The organism is Citrobacter tructae (genome assembly GCF_004684345.1).
In the GTDB taxonomy this organism is placed as follows: domain Bacteria; phylum Pseudomonadota; class Gammaproteobacteria; order Enterobacterales; family Enterobacteriaceae; genus Citrobacter; species Citrobacter tructae.
Genome location: NZ_CP038469.1, coordinates 3,763,366 through 3,778,640, shown reverse-complemented (window position 1 = coordinate 3,778,640; position 15,275 = coordinate 3,763,366). Strand labels below are relative to the sequence as shown.

At 52.9% G+C, this 15,275-nt stretch carries 13 protein-coding genes and 1 pseudogene; 5 read left to right on the top strand and 9 right to left on the bottom strand.

Annotated elements, in window-relative coordinates:
- Positions 1–33 precede the first annotated feature (33 nt).
- The 7 genes and pseudogenes from aroB to E4Z61_RS18640 form a co-directional block, all read right to left on the bottom strand.
- Positions 34–1,122 (bottom strand): 3-dehydroquinate synthase, encoded by a 1,089-nt coding sequence (aroB, locus tag E4Z61_RS18675; RefSeq protein WP_135324054.1) that lies wholly within the window; start codon positions 1,120–1,122, stop codon positions 34–36.
- A 55-nt stretch (positions 1,123–1,177) separates the two neighbouring features.
- Positions 1,178–1,699 (bottom strand): shikimate kinase AroK, encoded by a 522-nt coding sequence (gene aroK / locus E4Z61_RS18670; protein ID WP_003023552.1) that lies wholly within the window; start codon positions 1,697–1,699, stop codon positions 1,178–1,180.
- A 403-nt stretch (positions 1,700–2,102) separates the two neighbouring features.
- Positions 2,103–3,341: pseudogene (hofQ, locus tag E4Z61_RS18660) on the bottom strand (DNA uptake porin HofQ).
- Positions 3,253–3,657, bottom strand: a complete 405-nt coding sequence (locus E4Z61_RS18655; RefSeq protein ID WP_135324053.1) for a HofP DNA utilization family protein — start codon at positions 3,655–3,657, stop codon at positions 3,253–3,255. Before E4Z61_RS18655 ends, hofQ begins: the two are co-directional and overlap by 89 nt.
- Positions 3,647–4,114 carry a HofO family protein gene (locus E4Z61_RS18650; RefSeq protein ID WP_135324052.1) on the bottom strand — a complete coding sequence of 156 codons (468 nt, stop codon included), beginning with the start codon at positions 4,112–4,114 and terminating at the stop codon, positions 3,647–3,649. Before E4Z61_RS18650 ends, E4Z61_RS18655 begins: the two co-directional genes overlap by 11 nt.
- The gene (locus tag E4Z61_RS18645; protein ID WP_135324051.1) at positions 4,098–4,637 is read right to left on the bottom strand and encodes a PilN domain-containing protein; all 540 of its coding nucleotides are present in this window, start codon (positions 4,635–4,637) and stop codon (positions 4,098–4,100) included. The genes E4Z61_RS18650 and E4Z61_RS18645 overlap by 17 nt, the downstream gene beginning before the upstream one ends.
- Positions 4,637–5,416: a DNA utilization protein HofM gene (locus tag E4Z61_RS18640; protein WP_135324050.1), complete on the bottom strand. Its 780-nt coding sequence runs from the start codon at positions 5,414–5,416 to the stop codon at positions 4,637–4,639. Before E4Z61_RS18640 ends, E4Z61_RS18645 begins: the two co-directional genes overlap by 1 nt.
- Before the next feature lie 120 nt (positions 5,417–5,536).
- Between E4Z61_RS18640 and mrcA the strand changes: the two genes are divergently transcribed.
- Complete coding sequence (mrcA, locus tag E4Z61_RS18635; RefSeq protein WP_167817566.1) at positions 5,537–8,089, top strand: peptidoglycan glycosyltransferase/peptidoglycan DD-transpeptidase MrcA; 2,553 nt, start codon at positions 5,537–5,539, stop codon at positions 8,087–8,089.
- Positions 8,090–8,152: 63 nt separating this feature from the next.
- Here the strand turns inward: mrcA and nudE are convergent, their stop codons facing one another.
- Positions 8,153–8,713: an ADP compounds hydrolase NudE gene (gene nudE, locus E4Z61_RS18630; protein ID WP_003827667.1), complete on the bottom strand. Its 561-nt coding sequence runs from the start codon at positions 8,711–8,713 to the stop codon at positions 8,153–8,155.
- 323 nt (positions 8,714–9,036) lie between these two features.
- On the opposite strand from nudE, the gene igaA reads away from it, so the two are divergent.
- The 4 genes from igaA to hslO all read left to right on the top strand — a co-directional run bounded on the left by igaA (position 9,037) and on the right by hslO (position 13,218).
- On the top strand, positions 9,037–11,172 hold the full coding sequence (gene igaA / locus E4Z61_RS18625) for an intracellular growth attenuator protein IgaA (protein ID WP_135324048.1): 2,136 nt from the start codon (positions 9,037–9,039) through the stop codon (positions 11,170–11,172).
- A gap of 62 nt (positions 11,173–11,234) precedes the next feature.
- On the top strand, positions 11,235–11,903 hold the full coding sequence (yrfG, locus tag E4Z61_RS18620; protein WP_135324047.1) for a GMP/IMP nucleotidase: 669 nt from the start codon (positions 11,235–11,237) through the stop codon (positions 11,901–11,903).
- A 10-nt stretch (positions 11,904–11,913) separates the two neighbouring features.
- Positions 11,914–12,315: a ribosome-associated heat shock protein Hsp15 gene (gene hslR / locus E4Z61_RS18615; protein ID WP_135324046.1), complete on the top strand. Its 402-nt coding sequence runs from the start codon at positions 11,914–11,916 to the stop codon at positions 12,313–12,315.
- Positions 12,316–12,339: 24 nt separating this feature from the next.
- Positions 12,340–13,218, top strand: coding sequence for an Hsp33 family molecular chaperone HslO (gene hslO, locus E4Z61_RS18610; protein ID WP_135324045.1), 879 nt, complete (start codon positions 12,340–12,342; stop codon positions 13,216–13,218).
- A gap of 50 nt (positions 13,219–13,268) precedes the next feature.
- On the opposite strand, the gene E4Z61_RS18605 is transcribed toward hslO, so the two are convergent.
- On the bottom strand, positions 13,269–14,987 hold the full coding sequence (locus tag E4Z61_RS18605; protein ID WP_135324044.1) for a DUF4153 domain-containing protein: 1,719 nt from the start codon (positions 14,985–14,987) through the stop codon (positions 13,269–13,271).
- Positions 14,988–15,275 lie beyond the last annotated feature (288 nt).

The following is a 15,275-nucleotide window of genomic DNA, read 5'->3' as shown; positions in this document are numbered from 1 at the left end:
CGTTTTACAACGCAAGCCGGACCTTTCTTGTTGTTACGCCTGCTGGGAATCAGCAATAGCGTTAAGAACCACCTCGTGCGACACTCCGCCGCGCACTTCACTCTTCCCTATTGCCAACGGAAGCACTAAACGCATCTCCCCCGCTAACACTTTTTTATCTCGCAGCATGTGCGGTAAATAGGCCTGAGTGGACATCTCACGTGGTCCATTAACCGGTAAGCCTGCCCGTTTCAGCAGCGTAATGATGCGCTGCGTGTCCACGGAGCAAAACTGACCCAGACGTTCTGACGTACGAGCAGCCATTACCATACCAGCGGCCACCGCTTCACCATGTAACCAATTGCCATAACCCATTTCAGCTTCGATTGCATGGCCAAACGTATGCCCCAGATTCAGTAAAGCACGTAAGCCCATTTCGCGCTCGTCTGCTGCGACAACTTCTGCTTTCAGCTCACAACAACGGCGAATACAGTACGCCATTGCCGGACCTTCCAGACGGAGTAATGCGTCCAGATTGTCTTCCAGCCAGCTGAAAAATTCACCGTCAAGGATGATGCCGTACTTGATCACTTCCGCCAGACCCGACGCCAGTTCACGCGCAGGAAGCGTTTTCAGACAGTCGAGATCCACCACCACGGAAGCCGGTTGGTAAAAGGCACCAATCATGTTTTTGCCGAGGGGATGGTTTACGGCGGTTTTGCCGCCAACGGAGGAATCAACCTGCGACAACAGGGTTGTCGGGACTTGAATAAAACGTACGCCGCGCTGATAGCTGGCGGCTGCAAAACCGGTAAGATCGCCAATCACGCCGCCACCAAGAGCAACCAGCGTGGTATCGCGACCGTGCGGTTTTTGCAGTAATGCTGTGAATACCGTATCCAGTACCGTCAGGCTTTTATACTGCTCGCCGTCGGGAAGGATGACGCTATCAACATTAACACCCGCCTGTTCAAGTACGCCGCGAATCTTATCGAGATAAAGGGGAGCCAGGGTTTCGTTGGTCACCAACATAACCTGATCGCCCGATTTCAGCGGTAAGAATGAAGCCGGTTCATTAAACAAACCAGCCGCGATGGTGATAGGGTAACTACGTTCCCCGAGAGTGACTGTAATCCTCTCCATGACGCGACATCCACCTTAGTTACTTGTACCCGCAGACGAGTGTATTAAGCCAGAATCAGTTGCTTTCCAACATATGAATAATCTGGTTTGCCACGACTTTAGCGCTCTGATCATCGGTGCGAATGGTCACGTCAGCAATCTCTTCATACAGAGGGTTGCGTTCGTCAGCCAACGCTTCCAGAACTTCGCGAGGCGGTGATTCTACCTGCAGCAGTGGGCGTTTCTTGTCGCGTTGAGTTCGCGCAAGTTGTTTTTCAATTGTCGTTTCAAGATAGACCACGACGCCACGCGCGGAAAGACGGTTACGTGTTTCACGTGATTTTACAGAGCCACCGCCAGTTGCCAGCACAATACCCTGTTTTTCCGTCAACTCGTTGATGACTTTTTCTTCGCGATCGCGGAAGCCGTCTTCACCTTCTACATCGAAGACCCAGCCCACATCAGCTCCGGTTCGTTTCTCAATCTCTTGATCAGAATCGTAAAATTCCATATTGAGTTGTTGAGCTAACTGGCGCCCAATAGTGCTTTTTCCGGCACCCATAGGCCCAACCAGAAAGATATTGCGTTTCTCTGCCATTTTTTCGGTACTACTAAGACTATTCGTTAATGGTAAACCCGCTTCGCAGACACTCAGCGCAGCAGGACATGAACTGAAACCTCATAAGATATTGCGAGAGTCAGACTGAAAATTATCTCAATACTCAAGCGGGTTTGGCAACTGAATAAATCACCAAACCTTTCGCATTTCTGGTCGTGGCAGGCGTACTACCCTGCAAACATCAGGTCTGGCGACGAATCGCGCAGCCAAATGACGCCAAATCAACCAATGACACACCACCAGAAAGGCAAAGCGTATTACTGGTGCACAAGTAAAGAAAAGTACCGACGCTCAAATCGGTACTCCTTGTATGCTAAATACACCCGCACGTCAAATCTCTGAAACGTGTTCAGTGCAAAAACAACGGTTATTCATGCATAAATTATTCGCTCGAGACCAGTCTGGGCGTGATAAATACCACTAACTCGCGCCGCTCATCTTCTTTGCCGTCATGGCGAAATAAATAACCAAGCCAGGGGATATCACCTAACAACGGCACACTGTCCGCCGCAGATTTATTCTTATGTGAAAAAATCCCGCCCAGTGCAATTGTCTCTCCGCTTTTTACCTCGACCTGCGTTTCAATCTCCTGCTTATCAATAGCCAGTACTTCACCATCCGCCTGCTGAAGCACCTGTCCGGGTACATTCTGACTGATATGCAACTTTAGTCTAATTCGCCCTTTCTGCAGCACGGTGGGTGTGACCTCCATCCCCAGCACGGCTTCCTTGAATTCGACAGATGTCGCGCCACTTTCCCCACTAGAGACCTGATAAGGGATCTCGCTCCCCTGCTTAATACTGGCAGGTTGCAGGTGAGATGCCAGTAATCGTGGGCTGGCGATGATATCAAGCTGCTGTTTTTGCTCCAGCGCAGACAGCTCCAGATCCAGTAAACGACCATTAATACGGCCAATGTTGAACCCCACACGCGAAGTTGCAGCGGACACAGAGAGATCGCTGGCAAGTGCCGTAATATTACCTACCGCCCCTGCTTGCTGAGCATCGGCCAGTGACCACTTCACGCCCAGTTCACGGAGACTTTTTTCGTTAATCGTGACGATGTGTGCCGCCAGTTCGACCTGTTCAACCGGCAAGTCCATTTGCGCCACTCACGTTTCCAGCGCAATCAGCGCGGGCTTGTTATCACGCAGCAGCAGTCGATTCGTGCGTTTATCCACCGTCATACTGCCTTTAGCGCTCAGCAGTTTCTCACCCGCTTTTACCAGTTCAGCGGCATCCGCGTACTGCAAAACAATGCTGCGATGTTCCAGCGGAAGGCTGGCCTGCAGTCGTGCCTGCTCGCTCTCCTGGCGCGCCGCATTTTCATTCTGCCAGCCCACTGAATGCACATGCAGGATGCTCCCCTCCTGGCGCAATACCAGCCCGGCGCTTTTCAGCACCGTCTGGAATGCCTGCTTCCACGGTACATCCGTCAGATGCAGTGAAAGCACACCGTTGACATCCGGAGAAACCACCAGATTTTTACCTTCCTGTTCCGCCAGCGCCTGCAATACCTGAACCACGGGAACATCATCTACCACCAGCGTCACGTTTTGCGTTTTTCCCGCCAGCACGCTGGGGATGATTATCATCAGCGTCATGACTATCCATCGCTTCATTCACCTCTCCTTGTCGCTGCCACTGCCACCGTGGCGGCTCGCAGTTTTTACCTGTCTCAATGGTTACGCTTTGCGCCGAAATCTGAGAAATCATCCAGCCACCATTCAACGTCTCATGCAGCTCGACCCGCCGCCATTTATGCTTATCATCCTGAACCAGGCCAATCAGGCGCGGGCCCCGACTCACCGCACCTTGATAGCGCCACGCCGATAACTCAGCGATATGGCAACGATCCTCTGCCGGTTGAAAGGGGTTGCGCATACCGGTCAGTATCAGCATGCTGACACTCACTAACAGCCAGCGTTTACCCCTCATTCAGACGCTCCAGCTGTAGCGTTAACAGCAGTTCAGTATCTTCTACGCTGAGAGAAAACTGGCTTACCTTCATCCCCTGCTCTGCCAGCCGGACAAACATCGGCGGGACAGCATCCCAGGCTGACTTCAGGGCCATCTCTCCCCCCTGTGCGGAGGGCCGCCAATGAATAAGACGTGTAAGAGGGGTCTGAAAGACCAACGGAGAAAAAGGTATCCGCTTCTCTTCAGACAAGGAAAGGGGCCGGTTCACCGAGACAGCCAACAGGTACAGATTTCGCCATTGCAGCTGCATTGCTGTACGTTGCTGCTCCAGAGCTTCTCGTTGTGAACCCTGCTCTTGCCTGGCAGGATAAAGACATAACACGGCAATCATGACCAAAACCAAGAGCCATCCGCCCCAACACATGAGTCGAAAACGCGGTGACTGCGCTAACCAGCCATCACAAAGCGCTGTCATGCTTCACGCTCCGCGTCAGACGATAGTGGAATTGCCAACGGCCTTGCGCATCCTGCCGCGTTTCGCCGGAACTCCCTAAGCGAAAAAAAGGCTGTTTGCGTAATTGCGTTTCCAGCGCATTGAGTGCGGTAAAGTTGAGCGTCATTCCGCTCAATTCCAGCACCTCGTGCTGCCATGTCAGGGTTATCAACCATGCCTGTTCTGGCAGTAAGTTCGCCAGTCCTTCGAGCACCAACTGCCAGCTTCGCGTCTCGTCACGCTGCGTATTACGCTGCTGCAGCTGTTGCCATTGCTGCTGGCGCTGCAGCAAATGCTGTTTTTGTGCCACAAGCCCTTCGGCCCGCGTTTTCTCAGCGGCTATCCACACAGCATGAACCCGGCTGTCTTCGACGACGACGGCGTAATAGCTCAATGCACAGCCCACAATCAACAACAGTGAACCGCTAAATAAAACACCCCAAAACCGCAGGCAGGCGCGCCGCTGTGACTGACGCCAGGGGAGAAGGTTGATGGTCGCTATCATCACTCTGTACCTCCCATTGCCAGTCCAAGCGCAATGGTAAAGATGTGACCTTCAGGTGGAATGGGCGGCTGGCGAACAGACACCACGCTTAAAGGATCAAAGCCGCCTGGCTCGCACCACGCAATCTCCTCCGGGCTAAGCGATAATGTCGCGGCAAGATCGTCAATAGCATGGCTTTCACTTGCCGATTTACGCCCCCACGCATAGCGGGTCGCCCACAACCACTGCGCGTCATCACGCCAGGCCAGACACTGCTGATGCGCCGATAAATAAGGAATAAAGCGCTGTAACGCGCTGGCATCCGGCGTAATGGCCGTCACCTGTACTTTCAGCGTTTGCATCAGCGTCAGGAGGGTCGATACCTCTTTGCTTTGCGCGGCGGTCACGTTAAACGCCGGGATTAAGGTGTCTTCGCTATAATCGAATTGCAGCGTATTGGGGTCCATATCCAACTCACGCGCCATCGCCCCGGATAACCATGCCGTTTGCTCTGGCTCACGCAGCTTCATGGCAGGGCATGGAAACTTTTTTTGTAACGTCCTGTGGGCGGGAAAGGACAGATGGATGTGGTGTCTGCGGGGGAGTTCACGACTCCACGGCAATAACACCTCTGTAAGTTGTTCTGGCGCGCGAATGTGTCCGTCGACAATCTCCAGCCCTGCCAGCGGCATACGCCACCAGCGCTGTAGAAACCAACCGGATGCGTCGCGAACGACGGCAACAGCCAGTACTTCATGTTGCTGAATATGCAGACCAATTTTCCAGATATTGAAAGCCATTGCTGATGATCTCCTTATCACCCGTTGCTCTAACGGGTATATCAATGCGTCTGGCTTGCCTTTATACTACCGCGCGTTTGTTTATAAACTGCCCAAATGCCACTAAATGGGAAATCTCCAGTGAAGTTCGTAAAGTATTTATTAATCCTTGCAGTATGTTGCATCCTGCTGGGAGCAGGCTCGGTTTATGGCCTCTATCGCTATATTGAGCCGCAATTACCTGACGTCGCGACGTTAAAAGATGTGCGTTTGCAGATCCCGATGCAGGTTTACAGCGCTGACGGCGAGCTGATCGCGCAATATGGCGAGAAACGTCGAATTCCGGTAACGCTGGATCAGATGCCACCAGAAATGGTCAAAGCCTTTATCGCCACCGAAGACAGCCGCTTCTATGAGCATCACGGCGTTGACCCGGTGGGGATCTTCCGTGCGGCCAGCGTCGCGCTGTTCTCCGGTCACGCGTCGCAAGGGGCGAGTACCATCACTCAACAGTTAGCAAGAAACTTCTTCCTCAGCCCGGAACGCACGCTGATGCGTAAGATAAAAGAAGTGTTCCTCGCGATCCGCATTGAACAACTGCTGAGCAAAGATGAGATCCTCGAGCTGTATTTGAACAAGATCTACCTGGGGTATCGCGCCTATGGCGTGGGTGCTGCCGCTCAGGTCTATTTCGGTAAGACGGTTGATCAGCTCAGCTTAAGTGAGATGGCGGTCATTGCCGGTCTGCCAAAAGCACCGTCAACCTTCAACCCGCTTTATTCAATGGACCGGGCTACCGCGCGACGTAACGTTGTGCTGTCGCGTATGTTGAGTGAAAACTACATCACGCAGGCCCAGTACGATCAGGCGCGCAGCGAAGCCATTGACGCCAACTATCACGCTCCGGAAATCGCTTTCTCTGCGCCATATCTGTCTGAGATGGTGCGCCAGGAGATGTATAGCCGTTATGGTGAAAAAGCCTATGAAGACGGGTATCGCATCACCACCACCATTACGCGCAAAGTCCAGCAGGCGGCCCAGCAGGCCGTCCGTAACAACGTCATGGATTACGACATGCGCCACGGCTACCGCGGCCCGTCAAATGTGCTGTGGAAAGTCGGTGAAGGCGCCTGGGACAGCAAGAAAATCACCGACACGTTGAAAGCGCTGCCGACCTACGGGCCATTGCTACCGGCGGCAGTAACGAGCGCCAACCCGCAGGAAGCCACAGCGATGCTGGCAGACGGCACGTCGGTTGCATTGCGTATGGAAGGCATGCGCTGGGCGCGTCCTTACCGCTCCGATACCCAACAGGGCCCGATACCGCGAAAAGTGACCGATGTTGTCCAGACGGGTCAGCAGATTTGGGTACGCCAAGTCGGTGACGCATGGTGGCTGGCGCAAGTTCCAGACGTCAACTCCGCGCTGGTCTCCATCAATCCACAAAACGGCGCGGTCATGGCGCTGGTCGGTGGTTTTGATTTCAACCAGAGCAAGTTTAACCGTGCTACCCAGGCGTTACGTCAGGTCGGTTCAAATATCAAACCGTTCCTCTACACCGCCGCGATGGATAAAGGCCTGACGCTGGCAAGCATGTTGAATGACGTCCCGATCTCCCGCTGGGATGCAGGTGCGGGTTCAGACTGGCAGCCGAAAAACTCACCCCCGCAATATGCCGGACCTATCCGCTTACGTCAGGGGCTGGGTCAGTCGAAGAACGTGGTAATGGTTCGTGCCATGCGCGCGATGGGCGTAGATTACGCGGCAGAGTACTTGCAACGCTTTGGCTTCCCAGCGCAAAACATCGTTCATACCGAATCGCTGGCACTAGGTTCCGCCTCGTTCACCCCGCTGCAAGTAGCACGTGGTTATGCGGTGATGGCCAACGGCGGTTTCCTGGTTGATCCGTACTTCATCAGCAAGATTGAAACCGATCAGGGTGGCGTTATCTTCGAAGCGAAGCCGAAAATTGCTTGCCCGGAGTGTGATATTCCGGTGATTTATGGCGATACACAGAAATCTAACGTGCTGGAAAACAGTAACGTTGAGGACGTCGCGATTTCTCAGGAGCAGCAGAATGCCGCCGTGCCAATGCCGCAACTGGAGCAGGCGAATCAGGCACTGGTCGCGCAAAGCGGGACGCAGGAATATGCTCCTCACGTGATCAACACGCCGCTGGCTTTCCTGATTAAAAGCGCGCTAAACACCAATATCTTTGGTGAACCAGGCTGGATGGGAACCGGCTGGCGTGCGGGTCGCGATTTACAGCGTCGCGATATCGGCGGTAAAACCGGGACCACCAACAGCTCGAAAGATGCCTGGTTCTCCGGCTACGGCCCTGGGGTCGTGACCTCAGTATGGATCGGTTTTGATGACCATCGCCGTAACCTTGGACACTCTACGGCTTCTGGCGCGATCAAAGATCAGATCTCCGGCTACGAAGGCGGAGCGAAGAGCGCCCAGCCAGCGTGGGATGCCTACATGAAGAGTGTGTTAGAGGGCGTTCCTGAGCAGCCGCTGACACCACCGCCGGGCATTGTAACGGTCAATATCGATCGCAGCACCGGTCAGTTGGCGAGCGGCGGCAACAGCCGTGAAGAGTATTTTATTGAAGGCACTCAGCCCACGCAGCAGGCGGTACATGAAGTGGGGACCACCATTATCGATAATGGTGAAACGCACGAACTGTTCTGATCAAAAAAAGGCGCTTCGGCGCCTTTTTTATTGCGAGCATATTACCGCGTCATCCTGTTCGGCCTACAGCCGCCCCTGCCCTTTCAGCCATTCGCGCACCAGAAACAGTGCGCTCACATTGCGTGCTTCGTGGAAATCCGGGTCTTCTAACAAGTCCATCAAATGCGCCAGTGGCCAGCGTACCTGTGGCAACGGCTCAGGCTCGTCACCTTCCAGCGATTCAGGATACAGATCCTCGGCCACAACAATGTTCATCTTGCTGGAGAAATATGACGGTGCCATGCTGAGTTTTTTCAAAAACGTCAGGTCCTTCGCCCCAAACCCGACCTCTTCTTTCAGCTCCCGGTTTGCCGCCTCAAACACGCTTTCACCAGGATCGATTAACCCTTTGGAAAAACCCAACTCGTAAGATTCGGTCCCGACCGCGTATTCGCGGATGAGAATCAGGTGGTCATCAACAATCGGCACAATCATTACCGCTTCACGCGTGGACGGACGCATACGTTCGTAGACGCGGCGTACGCCGTTGCTGAACTCAAGGTCGACACTTTCGACTTTAAACAGCCGGGATTGTGCGACGGTTTCCACTTTCAAAATCGTGGGTTTTTGTAATGATTTGCTCATTGTGAGGATCTTTGCAGTGAAATCTGGGGTCATTGTGCGATATACCGCACGGTTTCGGCAATGTGAATTGCCGTTTATTTACATTTATGTAACGTGATAAAAGTTATTTCTCATTTCAAATTAAAAGTCAATAGGTTGAAATAACTCCAGGAATTTGCTGATATGCCGTTTTTGGTGATTTTGCTATGATTCGCATTTACTGGGCTGTATTTTAAAGATGCTCAAGTTCAACTCCACGCTTGCCGATAGCCAACCGCAGAATCACGATTATTGAACAGGGTGCAACTGACTACACCTGCCAGACTAAGTAAGATGGGGAAAGCATGAGCACCATTCTGATTTTTTTAGCTGCTTTGCTGGCCTGCTCATTGCTTGCAGGGTGGCGACTCAGATCAAAATCCAGGCGGCAAAAACTGCCCTGGAGCAACGTCTTCTCAGACGCCGATAAGCGTAAACTGACGCCCGAAGAGCGCAGCGCAGTCGAAAATTATCTGGAGAACCTGAATCAAAACCAGCAGGTTCTTGGCCCAACAGGCGCCAGCTCCGCACCAGTATCGTTAACGCTAAATGCCCAAAGTAATAGCGTCATCGTGCTTACGCATTCGATTACCCGCTATGGTATCACCACCGACGATCCCAATAAGTGGCGTTATTATCTGGATTCCGTCGAGGTGCATTTGCCTCCCTTCTGGGAACAATACATCAATGACGAAAATAGCGTTGAGCTGATCCACACAAATACGCTACCGCTAGTGATCTCGTTAAACGGCCATACGCTGCAAGAGTACATGCAGGAAGCGCGTGGCTATGCGCTGCAGCATACCGCATCAACGCAAGCTTCCATTCGTGGTGAAGAGAGCGAGCAGATAGAGCTGCTGAATATTCGCCAGGAAACACATGAAGAATATGCGCTTAGCCGCCCCGCAGGACTTCGCGAGGCGTTACTGATTGCCGCTTCTTTCCTGCTGTTCTTCTTTTGCCTAATCGTACCGGATACCTTTGTACCGTGGATGGCCGGTGGCGCTGTATTGCTGCTGGCAGCAGGCCTGTGGGGACTGTTCGCCCCGCCGTCTAAAACCGCCCTGCGGGAGATCCACTGCCTGCGTGGAACCCCACGTCGTTGGGGGCTGTTTGGCGAAAACGATCAGGAACACATTAATAATATCTCACTGGGCATTATCGACCTGATTTATCCGCCTCACTGGCAGCCCTACATTGCGCAAGATCTCGGGCAACAAACGGATATCGATATTTATCTCGATCGCCACGTTGTCCGCCAGGGACGTTTTTTATCCCTGCATGACGAAGTGAAAAACTTTCCCTTGCAGCACTGGCTACGCAGCGCCGTTATCGCGGGTGGCTCGTTGCTGGTACTGCTGATGCTGCTGTTCTGGATCCCTCTGGATATGCCGATAAAATTCACGCTTTCATGGATGAAAGGTGCACAAACCATTGAGGCCACCAGCGTTAAACAGCTCGAAAACGCCGGGGTTCGCGTCGGCGATACTCTGCATCTGAGCGGTACGGGGATGTGTAATATTCATACGACCGGAAGCTGGAGCGCTCAACCTACCACGCCTTTTCTGCCCTTTGATTGCTCGCAGATTCTCTGGAACGACGCGCGCGCGCTGCCGCTACCCGAATCCGATCTGGTGAATAAAGCCACGGCGCTCACGCAGGCCGTCAACCGCCAACTGCATCCCAAACCTGATGATGATTCCCGCGTAAGCGCATCATTACGTTCGGCCATTCAGAAATCAGGTATGGTGTTGCTGGATGACTTTGGCGAGATTGTCCTGAAGACCGCGGACCTGTGCGCCGCCAAAGATGACTGTGTGCGACTGAAAAATGCGCTGGTCAATCTGGGTAACAGTAAAGACTGGACCGCGCTGGTTAAACGGGCAAATGCAGGTAAGCTGGATGGCGTGAACGTGCTGCTGCGCCCGGTCAGTGCCGAGTCGCTGGATAACCTGGTCAATACCTCCACAGCGCCGTTTATTGCACGTGAGACCGCCCGCGCCGCTCAGGCTCTTAACAGCCCTGCCCCGGGTGGTTTTTTGATTATCAGTGACGAAGGCAGCGATCTGGTCGATCAGCCCTGGCCCGCGACGTCTCTGTATGACTATCCGCCTCAGGAGCAGTGGAACGCCTTCCAGCGTCTGGCGCAGATGCTCATGCAAACGCCTTTCCGTGCTGAAGGGATCGTCACCAATATCACGACCGACGCCAACGGAACCCAGCACATCGGTCTGCACCGTATCCCAGATCGTTCAGGCCTGTGGCGTTACCTCGGCACCACCTTGCTGATGTTCTCCATGCTGGGTTGTGCTCTCTACAATGGCGTTCAGGCGTTCAGACGCTACCAGCGTCACCGCTCGCGCATCGCGGAAATTCAGGGATATTACGAAAGTTGCCTGAATCCAACGCTGATTAACGATCCGGAAAGCCTCATTCGATAACACGTCCACGCGACAGGATATGCTACCCTGTCGCGCATCATGTGTTCCTCTGGGGAGTTCTTATGCATATCAATATCGCCTGGCAAAATGTTGATACCGTCTTGCTGGATATGGACGGCACGCTGCTCGATCTGGCGTTCGATAATTATTTCTGGCAAAAACTGGTGCCGGAAACCTACGGCGCGCAGCAGGGTATCTCTCCTCAGGAAGCCCAGGACTATATTCGTCAGCAATATCACGCCGTGCAGCATACGCTTAACTGGTACTGCCTGGATTACTGGAGCGAATGCCTGGGTCTGGATATTTGCGCCATGACGACGGAACAGGGACCACGCGCCGTTTTACGTGAAGATACCGTACCGTTTCTTGATGCCCTAAAAGCCAGCGGCAAGCGCCGTATTTTGCTCACCAACGCGCATCCACATAACCTGGCAGTGAAGCTGGAGCATACCGGTCTGGCCTCACACCTTGATTTATTACTTTCCACCCACACATTTGGTTATCCCAAAGAGGATCAGCGGTTATGGCACGCTGTAGCTGAAGAAACGGGAATGAGTGCTGAGAAAACGCTGTTTATTGACGACAGCGAACCCATTCTCGACGCCGCTGCTCAATTCGGCATTCGTTACTGCCTCGGCGTGACCAATCCCGATTCAGGTATTGCGGAAAAACAGTACGCACGCCATCCGTCACTGAATGACTACCGCCGACTGATCCCCTCACTGATGTGAAGGAGATGCCATGAAAGAGAAACCCCCTGTAGAAGTCAGGTTGGATAAATGGCTATGGGCTGCGCGCTTTTATAAAACGCGTGCGATAGCCCGCGACATGGTTGAAGGCGGTAAGGTGCATTACAACGGGCAGCGCAGTAAGCCGAGCAAGATTGTCGAGCTGAATGCCACCCTCACCCTGCGCCAGGGAAATGACGAGCGGACGGTGATTATTAAGGCCATTACCGAACAACGTCGCCCGGCAACGGAAGCCGTTGCGTTGTACGAAGAAACGGCGCAAAGCGTCGAAAAACGCGAAAAAATAGCACTGGCGCGTAAACTTAACGCGTTGACCATGCCGCATCCGGACAGGCGACCGGACAAAAAAGAGCGCCGCGACCTGTTACGATTTAAACACGGCGACAGTGAGTGACTGTCACCCGCAAGAGAGATGATTATGCCGCAACATGACCAATTACATCGTTATCTGTTTGAAAACTTTGCCGTGCGCGGCGAGCTGGTAACCGTTTCAGAAACCCTACAACAGATCCTCGAAAACCATACTTACCCGCAGCCGGTCAAAACCGTGTTGGCTGAATTGCTGGTAGCTACCAGCCTGCTGACCGCCACGCTAAAGTTTGCCGGTGATATCACCGTACAGCTCCAGGGCGATGGTCCGCTGAGCCTGGCGGTGATTAACGGTAACAACAAGCAGCAGATGCGTGGTGTCGCACGCATTCAGGGCGATATCCCTGAAAACGCAGATCTGAAAACGCTGGTCGGTAACGGCTACCTGGTGATCACCATTACCCCGGAAGAAGGCGAGCGCTACCAGGGCGTGGTCGGTCTGGAAGGTGACACGCTGGCTGCCTGTCTGGAAGATTACTTCCTGCGTTCAGAACAGCTGCCAACGCGTCTGTTTATCCGCACTGGCGACGTCGATGGCAAACCAGCCGCTGGCGGTATGCTGTTACAGGTGATGCCGGCACAAGACGCGCAGGCCGATGATTTCACCCACCTCGCCACGCTGACGGAAACCATCAAAGCCGAAGAGCTGCTGACGCTACCAGCGAATGATGTGCTGTGGCGTCTGTATCACGAAGAAGAGGTGACCCTGTACGATCCGCAGGACGTGGTGTTCAAATGCACCTGTTCTCGTGAACGCTGTGCTGACGCGCTAAAAACCCTGCCAGACGAAGAAGTTGACAGCATCCTGGCGGAAGAAGGCGAGATCGATATGCATTGCGATTACTGCGCGAGCCACTACCTGTTTAATGCGATGGATATTGCAGAAATCCGCAACAACGCGTCCCCCGCAGACCCACAAGTGCATTAAGTTCTTCGCCCGGCAGGCAGTCTATTCTGCCGGGCGACCTATTCCTGCTCTTACTCAGCGTAGTAGTTAACCTCTAACCTTTCGCCGTTGACGGTGATATCACGCCAGATTCTGGGGGCTGAAGTCAGCGTACGGTTAGCTACCGCCTGCAGAAGTTTTTCCTTGTTGAATCCTTCTGGTAGCTGGGTTGTACCAAGCAATGTCCATTGATTCTCCTTTATGCCAAAGATCAGGTTCTCTCCATCACCAAAGGCATACAGCACCTGCTCAGGTTTTCCATCAGCATTAAGGTCTTGATCAACAAGAACGCATGCGTCCTGCTCAACACAGGAGGTAATGCGGTAACTTTGTTGTTTTACAAACCGCCAGAATGCGTCATCAGGTTTCTTGCTACCCGGCGCAATCATCACCACCGGTGCCAGTTGCGTCGCGGTCAGTTCCCGCATGGGGTCAAGATTCCCACGTAGAATGGCGTTTAAATCACGCTTACGCTTACTGTCTTTATTGAAGGCCTCATCTTTTTGTAACACCTCCAGCGCAGCACGTCCTGGTCTTCCACTATGACTCAGCATATAGAGGCTGACCTGATCCGGCGTAATTTGACCACTGCGATAACGGGCCATATGGCTGTTGACGCTAATGCGCCACACGTCAATGATCGGCGACGTCAACAGAATCAGCAGCCCCAACGCCAGTAGCGAAATCCCCAGAAAGACCCTTCCCTGTATTTCCAGTGGATTGCGACCACGGCGCATAATGCTCGCCATATAGCCAAGTGACCATAACAGCAGCACAGCAATGACCAGCGCACCATGCAGGCGATCGGGCGTCCAGCCATATTGGTTGACGCGTACCCAGAGTGCCCAACTGGCAATTAACATATAAACAGGGGCGACGAGAAGTGAGGTGTTAATTAGGTAACGTAACGCCCCTGGATAGGGTAAGGCGTGTTTTTGCGGTTCGTGAACAATGACCATCAAGAGCAGGAGGAGCAGCGTCAGCGTCGACATCAACCCCGCAGCAGAAACCCGCTGCGAGATAGCCTCCAGCCCGGTGAACGGTAATGTCAGCATAAACATCAATGCTAACAGCGCGACCAGAGGCAGCAGACCCGTGGCGATCAACGTCAGCAATTTTTGTACCGCTGTTACCAGGCGTGACTGCGTACGTGCTAACACCACCGCCAGCGCGGTAATAAGGCCAAACGTCACATAGCCAAACCAGTCTGTCTCAAAGAACAGCGTGTTAAAAAAGGTAATACCGACCAGCTTAAACATCTCGCTCCACAGCAGGAGCACCATCCAGAACAGGCCGTTCGCTACAAAGACAATCAGCAATGTCAGAACATTAAGCCATAGCTGATTATAAAACTGCGGATAGCGCGCCTGGTCTGTACGCGCGTGGAGCGAATACTGGATCCAGGGCAACGCCAACATTGCCATAAGAAGTAAACGCCAACCGTAGACGAAGAAAATATCTTCCTCACTCCACCGGTTTCCTCCTTCAACATGCCACTTCAGCCAAACGCTCATCGCTAGTACAACGCAGAAGATCAGCGCCATCCAGTACCACAGCGCACGCTGTTTAAAAGAGACCACTGTAAGCAAGAGCGCCGAAGTGAGCGCAATCGTCACAGGCATCCCATAAAACAACCAGCAGTTATTGTAGGGCACAAGATATGTCATCAGCAGGTAGCACACTACGCCTTGCAACAGGCCGATGAACATCATGCCCCAACGCGTCGTGGGTGAAAGTTCAACACTATCCATGTCGTTATCCAGAATGAAGAGAAAACGTAATTATCGCACCAACCTCACAATTATGATCATCCGCAGGCCGTTTTCAGACAACGACTACGCGAAGTGAATCGATATTGTGAATGTTTGAATTACGTTATTTTCCTACATGAATGCGATTACACTCACAATATTCCCGCCAAATATACTCTCCATTAACGTTTTAAGAACATTTTCCACAACAAAAAAGGGTTTCCTGCCATAATATCTGCCTCTTTGTGACAGGAGTCGCAGCGTATTCAGTTATCTGTGATTTTGCCG

What these genes read in the sequence shown, in the direction of transcription:
- E4Z61_RS18605 (WP_135324044.1), bottom strand. Translation starts at nt 14,987, where the DNA reads ATGGATAGTGTTGAACTTTCACCCACGACGCGTTGGGGCATGATGTTC.
- E4Z61_RS18655 (WP_135324053.1), bottom strand. Translation starts at nt 3,657, where the DNA reads ATGAGGGGTAAACGCTGGCTGTTAGTGAGTGTCAGCATGCTGATACTG.
- E4Z61_RS18645 (WP_135324051.1), bottom strand. Translation starts at nt 4,637, where the DNA reads ATGATAGCGACCATCAACCTTCTCCCCTGGCGTCAGTCACAGCGGCGC.
- hslR (WP_135324046.1), top strand. Translation starts at nt 11,914, where the DNA reads ATGAAAGAGAAACCCCCTGTAGAAGTCAGGTTGGATAAATGGCTATGG.
- yrfG (WP_135324047.1), top strand. Translation starts at nt 11,235, where the DNA reads ATGCATATCAATATCGCCTGGCAAAATGTTGATACCGTCTTGCTGGAT.
- E4Z61_RS18640 (WP_135324050.1), bottom strand. Translation starts at nt 5,416, where the DNA reads ATGGCTTTCAATATCTGGAAAATTGGTCTGCATATTCAGCAACATGAA.
- nudE (WP_003827667.1), bottom strand. Translation starts at nt 8,713, where the DNA reads ATGAGCAAATCATTACAAAAACCCACGATTTTGAAAGTGGAAACCGTC.
- aroB (WP_135324054.1), bottom strand. Translation starts at nt 1,122, where the DNA reads ATGGAGAGGATTACAGTCACTCTCGGGGAACGTAGTTACCCTATCACC.
- igaA (WP_135324048.1), top strand. Translation starts at nt 9,037, where the DNA reads ATGAGCACCATTCTGATTTTTTTAGCTGCTTTGCTGGCCTGCTCATTG.
- aroK (WP_003023552.1), bottom strand. Translation starts at nt 1,699, where the DNA reads ATGGCAGAGAAACGCAATATCTTTCTGGTTGGGCCTATGGGTGCCGGA.
- hslO (WP_135324045.1), top strand. Translation starts at nt 12,340, where the DNA reads ATGCCGCAACATGACCAATTACATCGTTATCTGTTTGAAAACTTTGCC.
- E4Z61_RS18650 (WP_135324052.1), bottom strand. Translation starts at nt 4,114, where the DNA reads ATGACAGCGCTTTGTGATGGCTGGTTAGCGCAGTCACCGCGTTTTCGA.